The organism is Agrobacterium radiobacter, from assembly GCF_040801995.1.
Taxonomy (GTDB): domain Bacteria; phylum Pseudomonadota; class Alphaproteobacteria; order Rhizobiales; family Rhizobiaceae; genus Agrobacterium; species Agrobacterium radiobacter.
In genome coordinates this window covers 64,998-78,078 of sequence record NZ_JBEGHX010000001.1, presented here as the reverse complement: position 1 = coordinate 78,078, position 13,081 = coordinate 64,998, and the positions used below count along the sequence as shown (strand labels likewise).

The 13,081-nt window shown below is 59.4% G+C and carries 10 protein-coding genes, 1 tRNA gene and 1 pseudogene; all 12 read right to left on the bottom strand.

The window, feature by feature from the left end; translation table 11 throughout:
- Positions 1-78: 78 nt before the first annotated feature.
- Positions 79-777: an orotate phosphoribosyltransferase gene (locus MRBLRC7O_RS00375; protein ID WP_003503621.1), complete on the bottom strand. Its 699-nt coding sequence runs from the start codon at positions 775-777 to the stop codon at positions 79-81.
- A gap of 171 nt (positions 778-948) precedes the next feature.
- Positions 949-1,986 carry a dihydroorotase gene (gene pyrC, locus MRBLRC7O_RS00370; RefSeq protein WP_080866515.1) on the bottom strand — a complete coding sequence of 346 codons (1,038 nt, stop codon included), beginning with the start codon at positions 1,984-1,986 and terminating at the stop codon, positions 949-951.
- Between the two features lie 113 nt (positions 1,987-2,099).
- Positions 2,100-3,137, bottom strand: coding sequence for a 4-hydroxyproline epimerase (locus tag MRBLRC7O_RS00365; protein ID WP_003503625.1), 1,038 nt, complete (start codon positions 3,135-3,137; stop codon positions 2,100-2,102).
- Between the two features lie 126 nt (positions 3,138-3,263).
- Positions 3,264-4,586 (bottom strand): alpha/beta hydrolase, encoded by a 1,323-nt coding sequence (locus tag MRBLRC7O_RS00360; protein ID WP_003503627.1) that lies wholly within the window; start codon positions 4,584-4,586, stop codon positions 3,264-3,266.
- A 188-nt stretch (positions 4,587-4,774) separates the two neighbouring features.
- The gene (locus tag MRBLRC7O_RS00355) at positions 4,775-6,271 is read right to left on the bottom strand and encodes a succinyl-CoA:acetate CoA-transferase ScpC (protein ID WP_111820712.1); all 1,497 of its coding nucleotides are present in this window, start codon (positions 6,269-6,271) and stop codon (positions 4,775-4,777) included.
- Positions 6,272-6,561: 290 nt separating this feature from the next.
- Positions 6,562-7,362, bottom strand: a complete 801-nt coding sequence (locus tag MRBLRC7O_RS00350; protein WP_080865786.1) for a phosphodiesterase — start codon at positions 7,360-7,362, stop codon at positions 6,562-6,564.
- A 66-nt stretch (positions 7,363-7,428) separates the two neighbouring features.
- Entirely contained in the window at positions 7,429-8,721 is a 1,293-nt protein-coding gene (locus MRBLRC7O_RS00345; RefSeq protein ID WP_080865785.1) for an ABC transporter substrate-binding protein, read from the bottom strand.
- Between the two features lie 42 nt (positions 8,722-8,763).
- Positions 8,764-9,585 carry a carbohydrate ABC transporter permease gene (locus MRBLRC7O_RS00340; RefSeq protein ID WP_003503652.1) on the bottom strand — a complete coding sequence of 274 codons (822 nt, stop codon included), beginning with the start codon at positions 9,583-9,585 and terminating at the stop codon, positions 8,764-8,766.
- On the bottom strand, positions 9,585-10,511 hold the full coding sequence (locus tag MRBLRC7O_RS00335; RefSeq protein WP_003503653.1) for a carbohydrate ABC transporter permease: 927 nt from the start codon (positions 10,509-10,511) through the stop codon (positions 9,585-9,587). The genes MRBLRC7O_RS00340 and MRBLRC7O_RS00335 overlap by 1 nt, the downstream gene beginning before the upstream one ends.
- Positions 10,508-11,653: an ABC transporter ATP-binding protein gene (locus MRBLRC7O_RS00330; protein WP_020811735.1), complete on the bottom strand. Its 1,146-nt coding sequence runs from the start codon at positions 11,651-11,653 to the stop codon at positions 10,508-10,510. Before MRBLRC7O_RS00330 ends, MRBLRC7O_RS00335 begins: the two co-directional genes overlap by 4 nt.
- Before the next feature lie 205 nt (positions 11,654-11,858).
- Positions 11,859-12,618: pseudogene (locus tag MRBLRC7O_RS00325) on the bottom strand (class I SAM-dependent methyltransferase).
- Positions 12,619-12,803: 185 nt separating this feature from the next.
- Positions 12,804-12,880 (bottom strand) — tRNA-Arg (locus MRBLRC7O_RS00320).
- Positions 12,881-13,081 lie beyond the last annotated feature (201 nt).

The window sequence follows — 13,081 nt, the reverse complement described above, 5'->3', positions numbered from 1 at the left end:
AATCAAATGGACTTAAATCGATTTAGACGAAGATCGATCGGAAGGCCAGCCGCAAAACCGGGCTGGCCGCATCCGAAATCACGATTGCGGCAATTCGCTGACACCGCCGCGCTTTGCCGACCACGGCAGGGGGTTATCGAGGAAAGCCTCGACCTCGGACAGGGTCTCTTCGTCAAACAGTTTTTCAGCGCGGGCGACCGCCAGAACGTCGCGCCAGGTCGTCAGGTAATGCAGCTTGACATTGCCGTTGGCGAAGCGCGCTTCGGCCTCTTCGAAGATGCCGTAATAGAAGAGCGCAATGCCGTGGTCGACGATACCGCCCGCCGCACGGATGGCGTCGATGAAGGTGAACATCGAGCCGCCGGCCGTCGTCAGATCCTCGATGACGAGAACGCGTGCGCCTTCAGGCATATGGCCTTCGATCTGGGCGTTGCGGCCATGGCCTTTCGGCTTCTTGCGGCAATAGATCATCGGCAGGCCAAGGCGCTCGGCAAGGAAAGCCGCAAAAGGAATACCAGCCGTTTCACCGCCCGCGACACAGTCAAATTTCTCGAAACCGGCCTCGCGCATGACAGCCGCCGCCGCAAAATCCATTGCCGCCGAGCGGATGCGCGGGAAGGAGATGAGCTTGCGCATATCGATGTAAACCGGGCTCTTCATGCCTGAAGCGAAGGTGTAGGGGCTTTCGGAATTGAAATGGACCGCCTTGATTTCCCACAACATCTTCGCAACCAGTTCCGCAACAACGGTGCGGTCAGTGAATGTGAAATGGTTCATAGGCGTTCTCCTTTTTCGGCCTTGGTTTATCGCTCCGAAAACCCGGATCGGTTTTCGGAAAGCACAGCGTCTCGATTCAGCATTGCAGGCATCCGCAGGCGGCACCGAAATTTATGGGTGGATGCCTGAGGACCATAACAAAACCGCCGGCAGTGCCGGCGGTCAAAAAAATCAGCTTACATCCCAATGGAGCGGGAACATCGGGTCGAATACGGTCACCGGCCCGGCGCCCGTCTCGATCTTGGCGGGAAACGACACCGGCTCCTCGCGTTTGATCAGCGTGATCGTCTCCTCGTTCGGTGCAAGACCATACCAGGCCGGGCCGTTGAGCGAAGCGAAGGCTTCCAGTTTATCGAGGGCGTTTTCATCCTCGAAGACATGGGCAAGGCAGCTCATGGTGTTGATGGAGGTGTAAATGCCGGCGCAGCCGCAGGCGCATTCCTTCAGCGGGTCCACATGCGGGGCGGAATCCGTGCCGAGGAAGAAGCGGGCGTCGCCCGAAGTCGCAGCAGCCCGCAGCGCCAGCCGGTGCTCCTCGCGCTTGGCGACGGGCAGGCAATAATAATGCGGCTTGATACCGCCAACCAGAATGGCATTGCGGTTGATGATGAGGTGGTGCGTGGTGATCGAGCCGGCCAGATTGGCCTTGGACGACTTGATATAGTCCACGCCGTCGTGGGTGGTGATGTGCTCCATCGTCACCTTGAGTTCCGGCAGACGCTGGCGCAGGGGTTCCAGAACCGTATCGATGAAGGCTTTCTCGCGGTCGAAAATATCGACTTCCGGTGTCGTTACCTCGCCATGCACGCAGAGCGGCAGGCCGATCTTCGCCATGCGCTCCAGAACCGGCATGGCCTTGTTGAAATCGCGCACACCCCCGTGGGAGTTGGTGGTCGCGCCAGCCGGATAGAGCTTTACGGCGGTGATGAGGCCGCTTTTTTTGCCCTCTTCCACGTCGTCGGCCTGAGTGTCCTCGGTGAGATAGAGGGTCATCAGCGGCTCGAAACGATCGCCCGCCGGAATGGCCCTGACAATGCGTTCGCGATAGGCGCGGGCATCGGCGGTGGTGACGACCGGCGGCACCAGGTTCGGCATGATGATGGCACGGGCGAAATGGCGGCTCGTATCCCCGATCACCCCTTCCAGCATTGCCCCGTCACGCAGGTGCAGGTGCCAGTCATCAGGGCGGCGCAGGGTGAGCGACTTCATCGGGATACCTCGGAGCATGACGGAATTGGCGCCCGCTTAGCATCTTTTGCCGCGGGAAAACAGCCGCCAAAGTCCATCGGGCGGCTGTAAATGTCATTTTTTTGAGGCGTGGCTCAGATGTTACCCGCCTCCGGACCCCAGACATCGGTCATCGCGAAACCATCAGCCAGGGGGTCAAAGGGATCGAGACCAACCTGATGCAGACCGAAGGTGAAGCCGCGCCCGGCGATGGTTGGAATGACGGCAGGACGGCCCGCCACCTCGGTGACGGCGGAAAGGCCGACATCGAATTCCGAACCGATGATCGAGCGGGATTTATATTCATCTCCCACCTTCACCTTGCCGCGCGCATAAAGCGTGGCAAGATTGGCGGAGTTGCCGGTTCCGCAGGGCGAACGATCCGCCCGGCCCGGCCACATGGTGGTGCAGGTGCGGATGGAACCGTCCGCATCCACATCCCGGAACATCACATAGGCGACGCCTGAGATGGCCGGGATTTCAGGATGGACGACCGTCATTTCGCGGTTGACCAAATCTTTCAGGATCATGCCCGCCGAGACCAGCTTCGCGGCATTGGCCTTTTCGATCGTGAGACCGATCTGGCGGACATCGACCAGCGCATAAAAAATGCCGCCATAGGAGATATCCATCGTCACCTTGCCCCATTCGGGCGTGTCGATGCTGACATCCAGCTCGTGCACGAAGGACGGCACCATGGTCAGCTTGACCTTTTCGCAGCGTCCGTCGCGGCAGGTGGCCGTGGCCTTTACCAGACCGGCCGCCGTTTCCAGAATGATGACGGTTTCCGGCTCCTGCATTTCCACCATGCCGCTTTCCAGAAGCGCCGTCGTTGCGCAGATGGAATTGGAGCCCGAGCTAGCATGCGCCTGATCCGGCTGGAGAATGACGAAAGCCGCATGCGCATCCGGATGTTTCGGCGGCAGGAGAAGATTGACCGAGCCCATGGGCGTGCCGCGCGGTTCCAGTGTCAGGAAGCGGCGCAGAGCCTCTCCCTGCGGATCCGTATTCATCCAGTGAAGCTGTTCAGCCACAGTATTGCCGGGAATTTTCGGCGCGCCGCCAGTGACGACACGACCGATTTCGCCTTCGCAATGGACATCGAGAAGCTGGAGGGTGCGTTTCCAACGCATGGGTCTTACTCCGGAAGTGGGGTTGTTAACCGGACCATACAGATAAAAATACAAGCTGTATACAAATCTGCGGGAATGTGATGACAAAAACGCTTAGCGTTTCCGCGCCCTTTCTCGCATCGTATTTTAGCGGTTACGGCATTCCGCCCGGTTTCGATTGGCAGCAGCATCGCAGTTCACCCTTGACGATTGAAGCGCCTGATCGTCCACCACGGAGCCGGCCGTATCACCCACCGATCCGACCGTGTTTTCCATGGAGCGGCCCAGTCGTTCCACCTGCCTGCCATAATTTTCCCGTGTGCGCGGATCGAAGACTGCAATCGGTGCGCTGACCACCACGCTGGCCGCCGTCCCAACGGTTTGCGCAGCACCAATGCTGACAGCGCCAAGAGCTTCACCGAGACCGACGTCGGAATCCGTTACCGTCTGCCCGGCGATAAGGCGGTCGCCAATCAGACGCACGACCTCGGGGCTCTCGGCAAATTTGCCATGGTTCAGTCGGTCACCGGATTGCAGCTTGGTCAAATCCAGAACGGTGATACCGGCTTTTTCAAGCTCGCTGCGATAGGGCTCGACCGATGGATCGATCTGGCCGAGACGGTCGACATTGCCGGAAATGCGGCGCGACAGGCTGAGCGCGCGGTCATCCTGCGAAACGAAAAGCGTGAATTTCGGCGGGGTTTTGCCGAGGCTTGCGAATTGCCGGCTGAATACGTCCACATCCAGATCCGGCGCCGCGAGGATGACATTGCCGATCTTCGGATCGACACGGCCATTGCGGATGGCCATCTGGCGCAGCGCCTCCACCGCAAGCCAGGTGCCCATGGAATGGGCCATGACCGTGACCTCGCCGATGGACCTGTCCTTGGCGAGGCGGGTCAGCATCTCCTCCAGCGCATCGCGCGAATAGTTGGTGCTTTCCTTGTCGTAGTTATAGTCAAAGATGCTCGCTCGCGACGGCCAGGTGAAGACGACGGGCACGACGTCAGTGCCGGAATCATGGACGATCTGCGCGAAGCGATAAACGGATTCCTCGTACCGGTTGTTGAAACCGTGAACGAAGACCAGCACGCGCCGGTCCTTCTGGATGTGTCTGCCGATCCAGCTTCTGGTCTCGGCTTCGGAGCGAATGGGCTCCACCGCCACCGTGGTGAAATCCTTCAGCGGATTGGGCGGCAGCTTCTTCGGCCATTGCACCTGCCCGACCTTGCGGTTGGCGTTGGGAGGAATGGAAACCGTCACCGCATCCACCTTCAGACCCGTTCCACGCTCGCCGCCAAAAAGCACGGCGGCGTTTTCCGATGGCGCGCGGGTGGTGGCGACGAGAAGATTGACCGGCGTGGTTCCCGCCACGGTCTGCCCCGTCGGCGTCATGACCCCGATCGGACGCCCCCCGCAACCGGCGAGCAGGGCGACAATGGCGATTACGGCCACGAAGCGAATGGGCATCACATCACTCTCCTACAACCCAGAGGCAGCCGGAAAGCAGCCGGGGGAGAGGATTTTCTACCGGAGGCGGAACCGCCGCGCCAGCAACCTGACCACTAGAGCGGACAATTTCCGCCCCGGTGTGTCCAAACGGACCCAATTGTATGGCGGTTGAGCCGGCAGCGAGGGCACCTTTAAAAAACGCAGGCCTATTTCTGCGGCAGCATCGTGCCCCTTTCGCGCAGCGCCTCATGCCAGGATAGCGCCTCTTCAATGAGATGCGGCGTGTGCCCTCCCCGCGCCACCGCGCGCTGATAATAATCCGTCAGCGCATCACGATATTGGGGGTGCACACAGTTCGCGATGATAACCGCCGCGCGCTCGCGAGGTGCGAGACCGCGCAGATCGGCAAGCCCGGTCTCGGTCACGAGAATATCGACATCATGTTCGGTATGATCGACATGGCTGACCATGGGCACTACGCTGGAAATGGCTCCGCCCTTGGCGATCGATTTGGTGACGAAGATGGACATATAGGCGTTGCGGGCGAAATCCCCCGAGCCGCCGATGCCGTTCATCATGTGCGTTCCGCCGACATGGGTGGAATTGACGTTTCCGTAAATATCGAATTCCAGCGCCGTGTTGATGCCGATAATGCCAAGGCGGCGGATGACTTCCGGGTGATTGCTGACCTCCTGCGGGCGCAGGATCAATCTGCTCTTGTAATCGGCCAATCGCGGCATGACCTGCTCGTTCATGGCGGAAGACAAGGTGATCGATGAACCCGAGGCAAAGGTTAGCTTGCCCGCATCAAACAGTTCGAAAGTCGAATCCTGCAAGACCTCCGAATACATTTTGAGGTCGTGAAACGGCGTATCGATGAAACCATGCATTACGGCATTGGCGATGGTGCCGATGCCGGCCTGAAGCGGCTGGAGTTCATGGGTCATGCGGCCGTGACGCACCTCGTTCAACAGGAACTCGGTGAGATGGCCGGCAATGGCCTTGGTCCCATCGTCAGGCGGCAGCACGGTTGAAAAACTGTCGCTCTTATCACTCAGAACGATAGCGGCGATCTTTTCCGGCGGCACCGGGATGAAGGGCAGGCCAACACGGCTATCCGTTGCCACCACCGGAATGGGCATGCGGGTCGGGCGCTTGGCGGGAATGAAGATGTCATGCAGCCCCTCCAGCACCTCGGGCTGCGACAGGTTGATCTCGACGATGACCTTGTCGGCCAGAATGGCGAAGCTCGCGGAATTGCCGACGGAGGTGGTAGGAATGATGCCGCCTTCCGCCGTAATCGCCACCGCCTCGACAATGGCGATATCGACCCCGTGAATCTGGCCGCCGCGCAATTGTTCGACCGTTTCGGAAAGATGCTGATCGATGAACATCACCTTGCCGTCATTGATCGCCCTGCGCAAAGCCGGATCGGACTGGAACGGCATGCGGCGCGCCAGCATTCCCGCCTCGACCATGGTCTTGTCGAGATCGTTGCCCAGCGACGCACCGGTCATCAGGGTGATTTTCATGGGATGTGTCTTGGCGCGCTCGGCCAGCGCCAGCGGCACGGCCTTCGCTTCCCCGGCCCGCGTAAAGCCGCTCATGCCTACCGTCATGCCATCCTGAATGAGACTGGCGGCCTCTTCGGCGCTGACGATCCTGTTCAAGAGGGACGCGTTGCGGATACGCTTTTCAAGCATGCACTTCTCCATGATCTGTCATCACGATGGCACGGCATTTTGTTGGCCACCTCTCAGCGACTATGGCGTGCAGTTTCATCGATGAAACTGACATAGATCAAGGGTGTGAACGGAACCATGACTCTCGCGTATCAAATCCGTTCAACAAACCTCAAGTGACGCATCGGCGCGACAGGCCGCGGGGTCTTCTCACCACCGCAGCCTTGTAGTCGGCAAAGACCTCTCCCTCACCACCCGCAACAGGCGACGAGGCGGAGGTCATCTCTCTGCAACACGGAAATCGTCCGGTGTCAGGGACCTTCGCAGACAGGCGCCTGACCGAGCACGACCTGCCCCACTTCCGCATCATAGGCACGCAGGCCAAATGCGCCGAGGCTTATGACCCGGTAACAGGGATTGCCGCCCGTCCACAGCGGATCGACGACATCGATATCGGTGATGAAACGGTGCGCGCAGGCCTGACCGGAGCTGTAAGCTATGCCTTCGGCCGTCGTACCCGCCATCGGCACATGGATGTGGCCAAAAATGATGTGACGTATACCGGCTGGATGGGCGGAGAGGCGGCGCATGACAGCACCGTCATCATGCATGCCGATATGTTCGAAATGGCGGATGCCGCAATCCATCGGCGGATGGTGAATGAAAACCGTCACCGGCAGATCGCCTGCGCCTTCCAGCGCACTCTCCAGCCATACCAGACGATCCGCGCCATACATGCCGCCTATGACATCGGCTTCGTGGCTGTCGAGAAACAGCAAACGGCCAAAATCCGTATCGATGAAGGACTGGATATAACCGTTATCGTCGCGCGGCTGCTCGGGAAAGGCGGCCACGAATTCCGGTCGGCGGTCATGATTTCCGAGCATCAGCCTCACCGGCATGGAGACCGGCCTGAGGATGTCGCGCAGCAGCTCATAGGCTTCAGGCTCGCCGTAATTGCAAAGATCACCCGTCATGACAAGAAGATCGGCGTCGGCGTGTTTTTCGACAATATCGGCCACCGCCGCACGCAGCTGCTTTTCCGGGTCGACGCCGTTTACAGCAATGCCGGGCGGTACGAGATGGGTGTCGGTAATCTGGATGATCTTCATAACGGGTCTTTCTGCGCAAAATGGCTGCGGGAACGGATTTCCCCGCAGCCTTTTCAGGCGTTCTGCTTATTTCAGCAGGGCGTTGGTCTGCTCGACGATCTGCTTGAGACCGGCTTCCGGCGTCACCTCACCGCGCATGACCGTGCCGATGATGTCGCGCTGCGTGCGCCAGATGCGGACGGAATCGCCACCCGGATAACCGGCCCAGGGCAGAGAACGGTCAGCCTGAAGCGAAGCGGTCTTCACATTCGGGTTCTCGACATAATAGGGAGCGAGGAAGTCCGGGCCGGTTGCCAGCTTGTTGGTCGGCAGGTAACCGGTGATGCGAACGATGGTGTTCTGCGCTTCCGGACCGGTGATCCACTTCAGGTACTTCCAGGCAGCGTCCTGCTTGGCCTTTTCCTGGGTCAGGATAACAGCCGAGTTGCCGCCGGTCGGAACGCCGCCCTTTTCCTTGTTGTCGAGCGGGAAGGTCGCCGTCTTCAGTTTGAAGCGGTCGCCGACCAGACCCTGGATCGTCTGAACGTGGGCGGGCGTCGAGAAGATGAAGCCGGTAAGGCCTGCACCGAACTGCTGGCGGGACTGATCCCAGTCGAGCAGGTTCTGGCCGCCTTCGGTGACGAACTGGCGGGTCATCTTCAGGGCGTTGAAGCCGATCTCGTTGTCGAAGCCAACGGTCTTGGCCTTCTCGTCAACGAGCTTGCCGCCCTGTTCGACGATGAGCGCCTGCCACAACCAGTCATCCGGCCAGCCGTTAATGTCGTAGCTCATGCCGGCGAACTTGGGGTCGAGAGCCTTGATCTTCTTTGCAAGAGCAATGAGCTCGGCAAAGGTCGTCGGCATCTTGTCCGGATCACCGCCAGCCTTGGTGACGAGGTCGGAGTTGATGTAGATGATCGGCGAGGAGGCGTTGACCGGCAGGCCGTACTGCTTGCCGTCGATCTGGCCGAGTGCCGCCATCTTCGGGCTGTAGTTCTTGTCGAGGAAAGCCTGACCGCCTTCAGCCTGAATGAACGGGCCGAGATCGGTGATCTGGTTGCGCGGTGCAAGCGTGTGAACGAGTTCCGCCGTCAGGTTGTAACCCGAGAAATAAACGTCAGGCAGATTGCCAGTGACGGCAGAGCGCAGAACCTGCTGCTGGCCTTCGTTGTAACCGGCAGCCGGAGCGAGGAAGTTGATCTTCACATCAGGGTTCTTCTTCATGAATTCATCGGCCAGCGGCTGATGAAACTTGGTGAAGCCCGGCAGGTTGTAGAGAACGTTGAGCGTGATTTCATTGGCCAGAACCGGCTGAGCGAGGCCCGCAAAAGCCATGCCGAGAGCCAGACCGCCCATCACAGCGCGTCGGTTGAGTTTCATGTCAGTCTCCAGAGAGGTTGGGAGGAGGAAGTCTGAACGGCGTCACTTGACGCCGGTCATGGTAATACCGGCGATGAAGTGCCGTCGTGCGAGGAGGAAGCACAGCACCATCGGCGCGGTAATCAGTGTGGCGCCCGCCATCAGCGCACCATAATTCGCGCCGGATTCGACATCGGCGAAAAGCATCATGCCAAGCGGCGGCGGGGCGAGATTGGTGTCGGAGACCACGATCATCGGCCAATACAGGTCGTTCCAGTGGGCAACGAGCGAGAAGATCGAGAAGGCGGCGAGCGAAGGCAACGACCCGCGAAGGACCAGTCCCCAGCAAATCTCCATTTCCGAGAACCCGTCCATGCGGGCAGCCTCAATGATTTCATTCGGATAGCTGCGGAAGGACTGGTTGAACAGGAAGATAGCGAAGACCGAAAGGAAGAACGGCATCATCATCGCGAAATAGGTATTCAGAAGTTCCGTCTTGGCCAGACCAACGAAAAGCGGCAATGCAAGCGCCTGAATGGGAACGCAGAGCGCCGCAATAACGAGGCCCAGCAGCAGCTTGCGGCCCGGGAACCGGAGCTTTGCCAGCGCATAGGCAGCCGGAACCGATGTCAGCACCTGCACGACGAGAATGCCGACGCAGACAATGACGCCGTTCAGCATGAAACGCGCCATCGGCACCTGACCTGCCGCCCGGGCGTAATTATCGACAGCGTCGAATTTTTGCGGGATCGGCCAGAGCGAGACATCGAAGATTTCCGCCGGCGAGCGGATCGAGGTCAACACCATCCAGTAGAACGGCAGGAGCATCACGAAAGCGCCCAGCGCAAGCACGAGATGCGGGAAATATTTGCGCAATGCGGCCATCAGTAGTGCACCTTCCGGTCCATGTGCAGCGTCTGGCCGATAGACAGGACCAGCACGATCGCGAGGAAGATAATCGTCAGCGCGGCGGCATAACCGGTGTTGGAATATTCGAAACCTTCGAGATAAAGATCGAACAGCAGGGTTTCCGATCCGAAGCGGCCCTTGGTCAACACAGCCACCGTCTCGAACACCTTGAAGGCCGAAATGGAGGTGGTGACCACCACGAACATGGTCGTCGGCCCAAGCATCGGCCAGGTCACGGTCAGGAACCGGTCGACCGGGTTCTTGGCGCCATCCAGCCGCGCCGCCTCGTGCAGATCCTTCGAAATGGCCGTGAGGCCGGCAAGGAACAGCACCATGTTGAACCCGAGGATCTGCCAGACGCCCATCAGCGCCATGGTGGGAATGAGGAGTACGGGATTGGAGAGGAAGGCGACCGGTTCGAGACCAAGCCATTTGATCGCCGCATTCACCGGACCAAGCGAAGGGTGCAGCAGGAACTGCCACACGGTCGCCATGGCGACGAGTGTTGCGGTGACGGGGAGAAAATAAGCCACTTCCCAGAAAGCGCGGCTGCGCTTGCGGTTATATACGAGCAAAGCCACGCCGAGCGCCAGAAAGACGCCGAAGGGAATGACGATGAGCGCATAGATGGCGGTGTTGGCTAGGGCGCGCAGAAAAACCGGATCCTGAAACGCCTTGACGAAGTTTCCAAGACCGACAAAGCGGGTGGAGAGCGAACCCAGCTGGTAATCGGTGACGGAAAAACCGGCCAGAACGAGCATCGGAACAATATAGATCGCCAGAAGCAGCAGGCTTGCGGGGGCTGCGAACATCAGGCCGCGCCAGATCATCCGCCGGTCCGCCTTCGACAGCCGCGGGCGAGCCTTCGCCCGTGCAGCCGAGGAGAAATCAACCGCCGTCATGCCGGCACCCGTTCGCGCACCGTCACCTTGCGACGCAGGCCATCGGCCGCGAAGAGATGCGCGCGTTCCGGTGCAAAGCCGAGATTCATGACGCCATTCGCATCGGCACCCAGGGCCTCGCCCGCGACTTGACGCAGGGTGATGGCGACGGTCTCGTCGCTCAGCAGGCGGCAGCTCACGAAACGATCGGCGCCGTGGGTTTCACTGCGCACCACGCGCACGGCAAAACCTTCTTCGCCCGGGCGCAGGTCTTCGGCACGAAGGCCGAGCGTCGCCGGGCCGGCATCACGGCCGGCACCTTCAATAGCAAGATCGCGTCCAAAAGCCGTGATCTTGCCCTGCGCATCGATTTCGACCGGCAGCAGGTTGATCGATGGCGTGCCGATAAAACGCGCGACCGTCAGCGTCGCGGGCTTGCGGTAAAGCTCGTCCGGCGTGCCCAGCTGCTCGATGCGGCCTTCCGACATCAGGGCGATACGGTCGGACATGGTCATGGCTTCGATCTGGTCATGGGTGACGTAGATGAAGGTTGCCCCAAGCCGGCGGTGCAGGCCCGCCAGTTCCTCACGCATATGGGCGCGAAGTTTCGCATCGAGGTTGGAAAGCGGCTCGTCCATCAGGAAGGCTGCAGGCGAACGCACCAGCGCCCGGGCGAGCGCCACACGCTGACGCTGGCCGCCGGAAAGCTGCGCCGGCTTGCGATCCAGCAGATGCGCGATCTGCAGCGTCTCGGCCGCCTGTTCAACGGCGGCATCGATCTGCTTCAATGTTTCAGCGGGCGCTGCAAAACGTCCGATCAGTGGCAGGCGAGCAGCGAAAGGCAGGCGCCGCATCCTGAGCGGCGTCGCGATGTTCTGGCGCACACTCATATGCGGATAAAGGGCGTAAGACTGGAAAACCATCGCCAGATTGCGATCGCTCGGATCAACCTCTGTCACATCCTGCTCGCCGATCGAAACCGAACCGCGATCCGGCGTTTCCAGGCCCGCAATGATACGCAACAGCGTGGACTTGCCGCAGCCCGACATACCAACGAGGGATAAAAACTCGCCTGGGCGGATTGAGAGATCGATCTCTTTCAGAACATCATCGGCCCCGAAGCCTTTGCCGATGCCCGAAAGTTCAAGTGATTGTGGCGTCATTCTGCGCTCCTTTTCTGGAGCGCATATGCTTTTATTGTATGACAATATGACGAAGGTTCGGGGAAAGTTCGATGACACTCGAAAGCCCGGAAATGTCGGGTGATCGGAAAACCTTGCTGTGTAGGCCTCTACCCAAAACCACTAATATTGGGGGATATTCCCGGTGCTTGTTTATAGACTGAGAAACCAGCCTTGAGACACCGATTTATACGGCGGCGAGAATCACATGCGCCTGAATTTTGGCGGCAACCTCACCGCCGCCATGGCGCGCTTCAATGGCCGCGGCGACGTAGTCTGTCGCGGCATCCAGCTTCCCCGGAGCCCTTGCCTCGATCTCCGTCCGCAGAACAGTTCCCTGACAATAAGCGACAGCTGGAATACGCGGCGAAGAGGCGCGGCCTTGCATCGCCACCGTCTCGATCGTCACGCGCGAAAACCCGGCATCCTCCAGTTCACGGCGGATCATCGGGGAACAGGCGTGCCAAGGCGTTCGTCACATCATTCGCGAAGTGGTTTTCCTCGATGCGATCCCAGACGTTGAATAAATAATGCCCACCGGGCTTCAGCACCCGCTTTGCCTCTCGATAGGCCGACGGGCGATCACCGAAAAACATCGCACCGAACTGGCAGAAGACGAGGTCGAAAACAGTGTTTTCAAAAGGTAGGGTCTGGGCGTCCGCCTGTTGCCATCTTATGCGGTGATCCGGCGCCTGCTGCGACGCGGCAAAATCGAGCATAGGCTGATTGAGATCGGTCACCACATAGTTTGCGGCAGGCAATAATCGGGGAGCCAGTTTGCGCGTGACGGCACCGCTTCCCGCAGCAATCTCCAGAATATCAATCGGCATCAAAGCCGCCGCCCGTCGCGCCAGATCAGTGGCGAACGGCGCAAAAATCAACGGCACCATATAGCGGTCGTAATTTTCCGGAATCGAACCTGCAAATACCTTGTCTGCTTCCAACATGGCTTTCACCCCGGGCCATCTGATGACCGGATGATTTTAACATATATTCGGAAGGTTCGGAATTCGTTCGGTCCTGCCGGGTGTCGCAGCAGCCGAAGCATCTGGCGGAACGAACTCGCCGTTTCAAGCCACATGGCAAGCGAGAAACATCGCGTGTTTCAAGACCCGTTTTTTAGGAAAGGAAATGGCGCACCCGAAGAGATTCGAACTCCTGACCCCCAGATTCGTAGTCTGGTGCTCTATCCAGCTGAGCTACGGGTGCGTGCCGTTCCGGTCGTTTCCGGTGGCGTGGCGATCCTCTAAAACGTCCTCATTCCGAATGCAAGCGATTTCGTTTGGAAATTGTCATTTTTCCGCAGCAATTCATGTATCTTATTGATTATATTGTAAATTCTACGAACCTCGTTTTCCACGGGCCTGAGACCATGTCAATTCCGGCGGAGATAATGATTTCGCGGGCCTG

Coding starts and splice junctions, on each gene's coding strand:
- MRBLRC7O_RS00360 (WP_003503627.1), bottom strand. CDS start 4,586: ATGCCCATTCGCTTCGTGGCCGTAATCGCCATTGTCGCCCTGCTCGCC.
- MRBLRC7O_RS00350 (WP_080865786.1), bottom strand. CDS start 7,362: ATGAAGATCATCCAGATTACCGACACCCATCTCGTACCGCCCGGCATT.
- MRBLRC7O_RS00340 (WP_003503652.1), bottom strand. CDS start 9,585: ATGGCCGCATTGCGCAAATATTTCCCGCATCTCGTGCTTGCGCTGGGC.
- MRBLRC7O_RS00365 (WP_003503625.1), bottom strand. CDS start 3,137: ATGCGTTGGAAACGCACCCTCCAGCTTCTCGATGTCCATTGCGAAGGC.
- MRBLRC7O_RS00345 (WP_080865785.1), bottom strand. CDS start 8,721: ATGAAACTCAACCGACGCGCTGTGATGGGCGGTCTGGCTCTCGGCATG.
- MRBLRC7O_RS00330 (WP_020811735.1), bottom strand. CDS start 11,653: ATGACGCCACAATCACTTGAACTTTCGGGCATCGGCAAAGGCTTCGGG.
- pyrC (WP_080866515.1), bottom strand. CDS start 1,986: ATGAAGTCGCTCACCCTGCGCCGCCCTGATGACTGGCACCTGCACCTG.
- MRBLRC7O_RS00355 (WP_111820712.1), bottom strand. CDS start 6,271: ATGCTTGAAAAGCGTATCCGCAACGCGTCCCTCTTGAACAGGATCGTC.
- MRBLRC7O_RS00335 (WP_003503653.1), bottom strand. CDS start 10,511: ATGACGGCGGTTGATTTCTCCTCGGCTGCACGGGCGAAGGCTCGCCCG.
- MRBLRC7O_RS00375 (WP_003503621.1), bottom strand. CDS start 777: ATGAACCATTTCACATTCACTGACCGCACCGTTGTTGCGGAACTGGTT.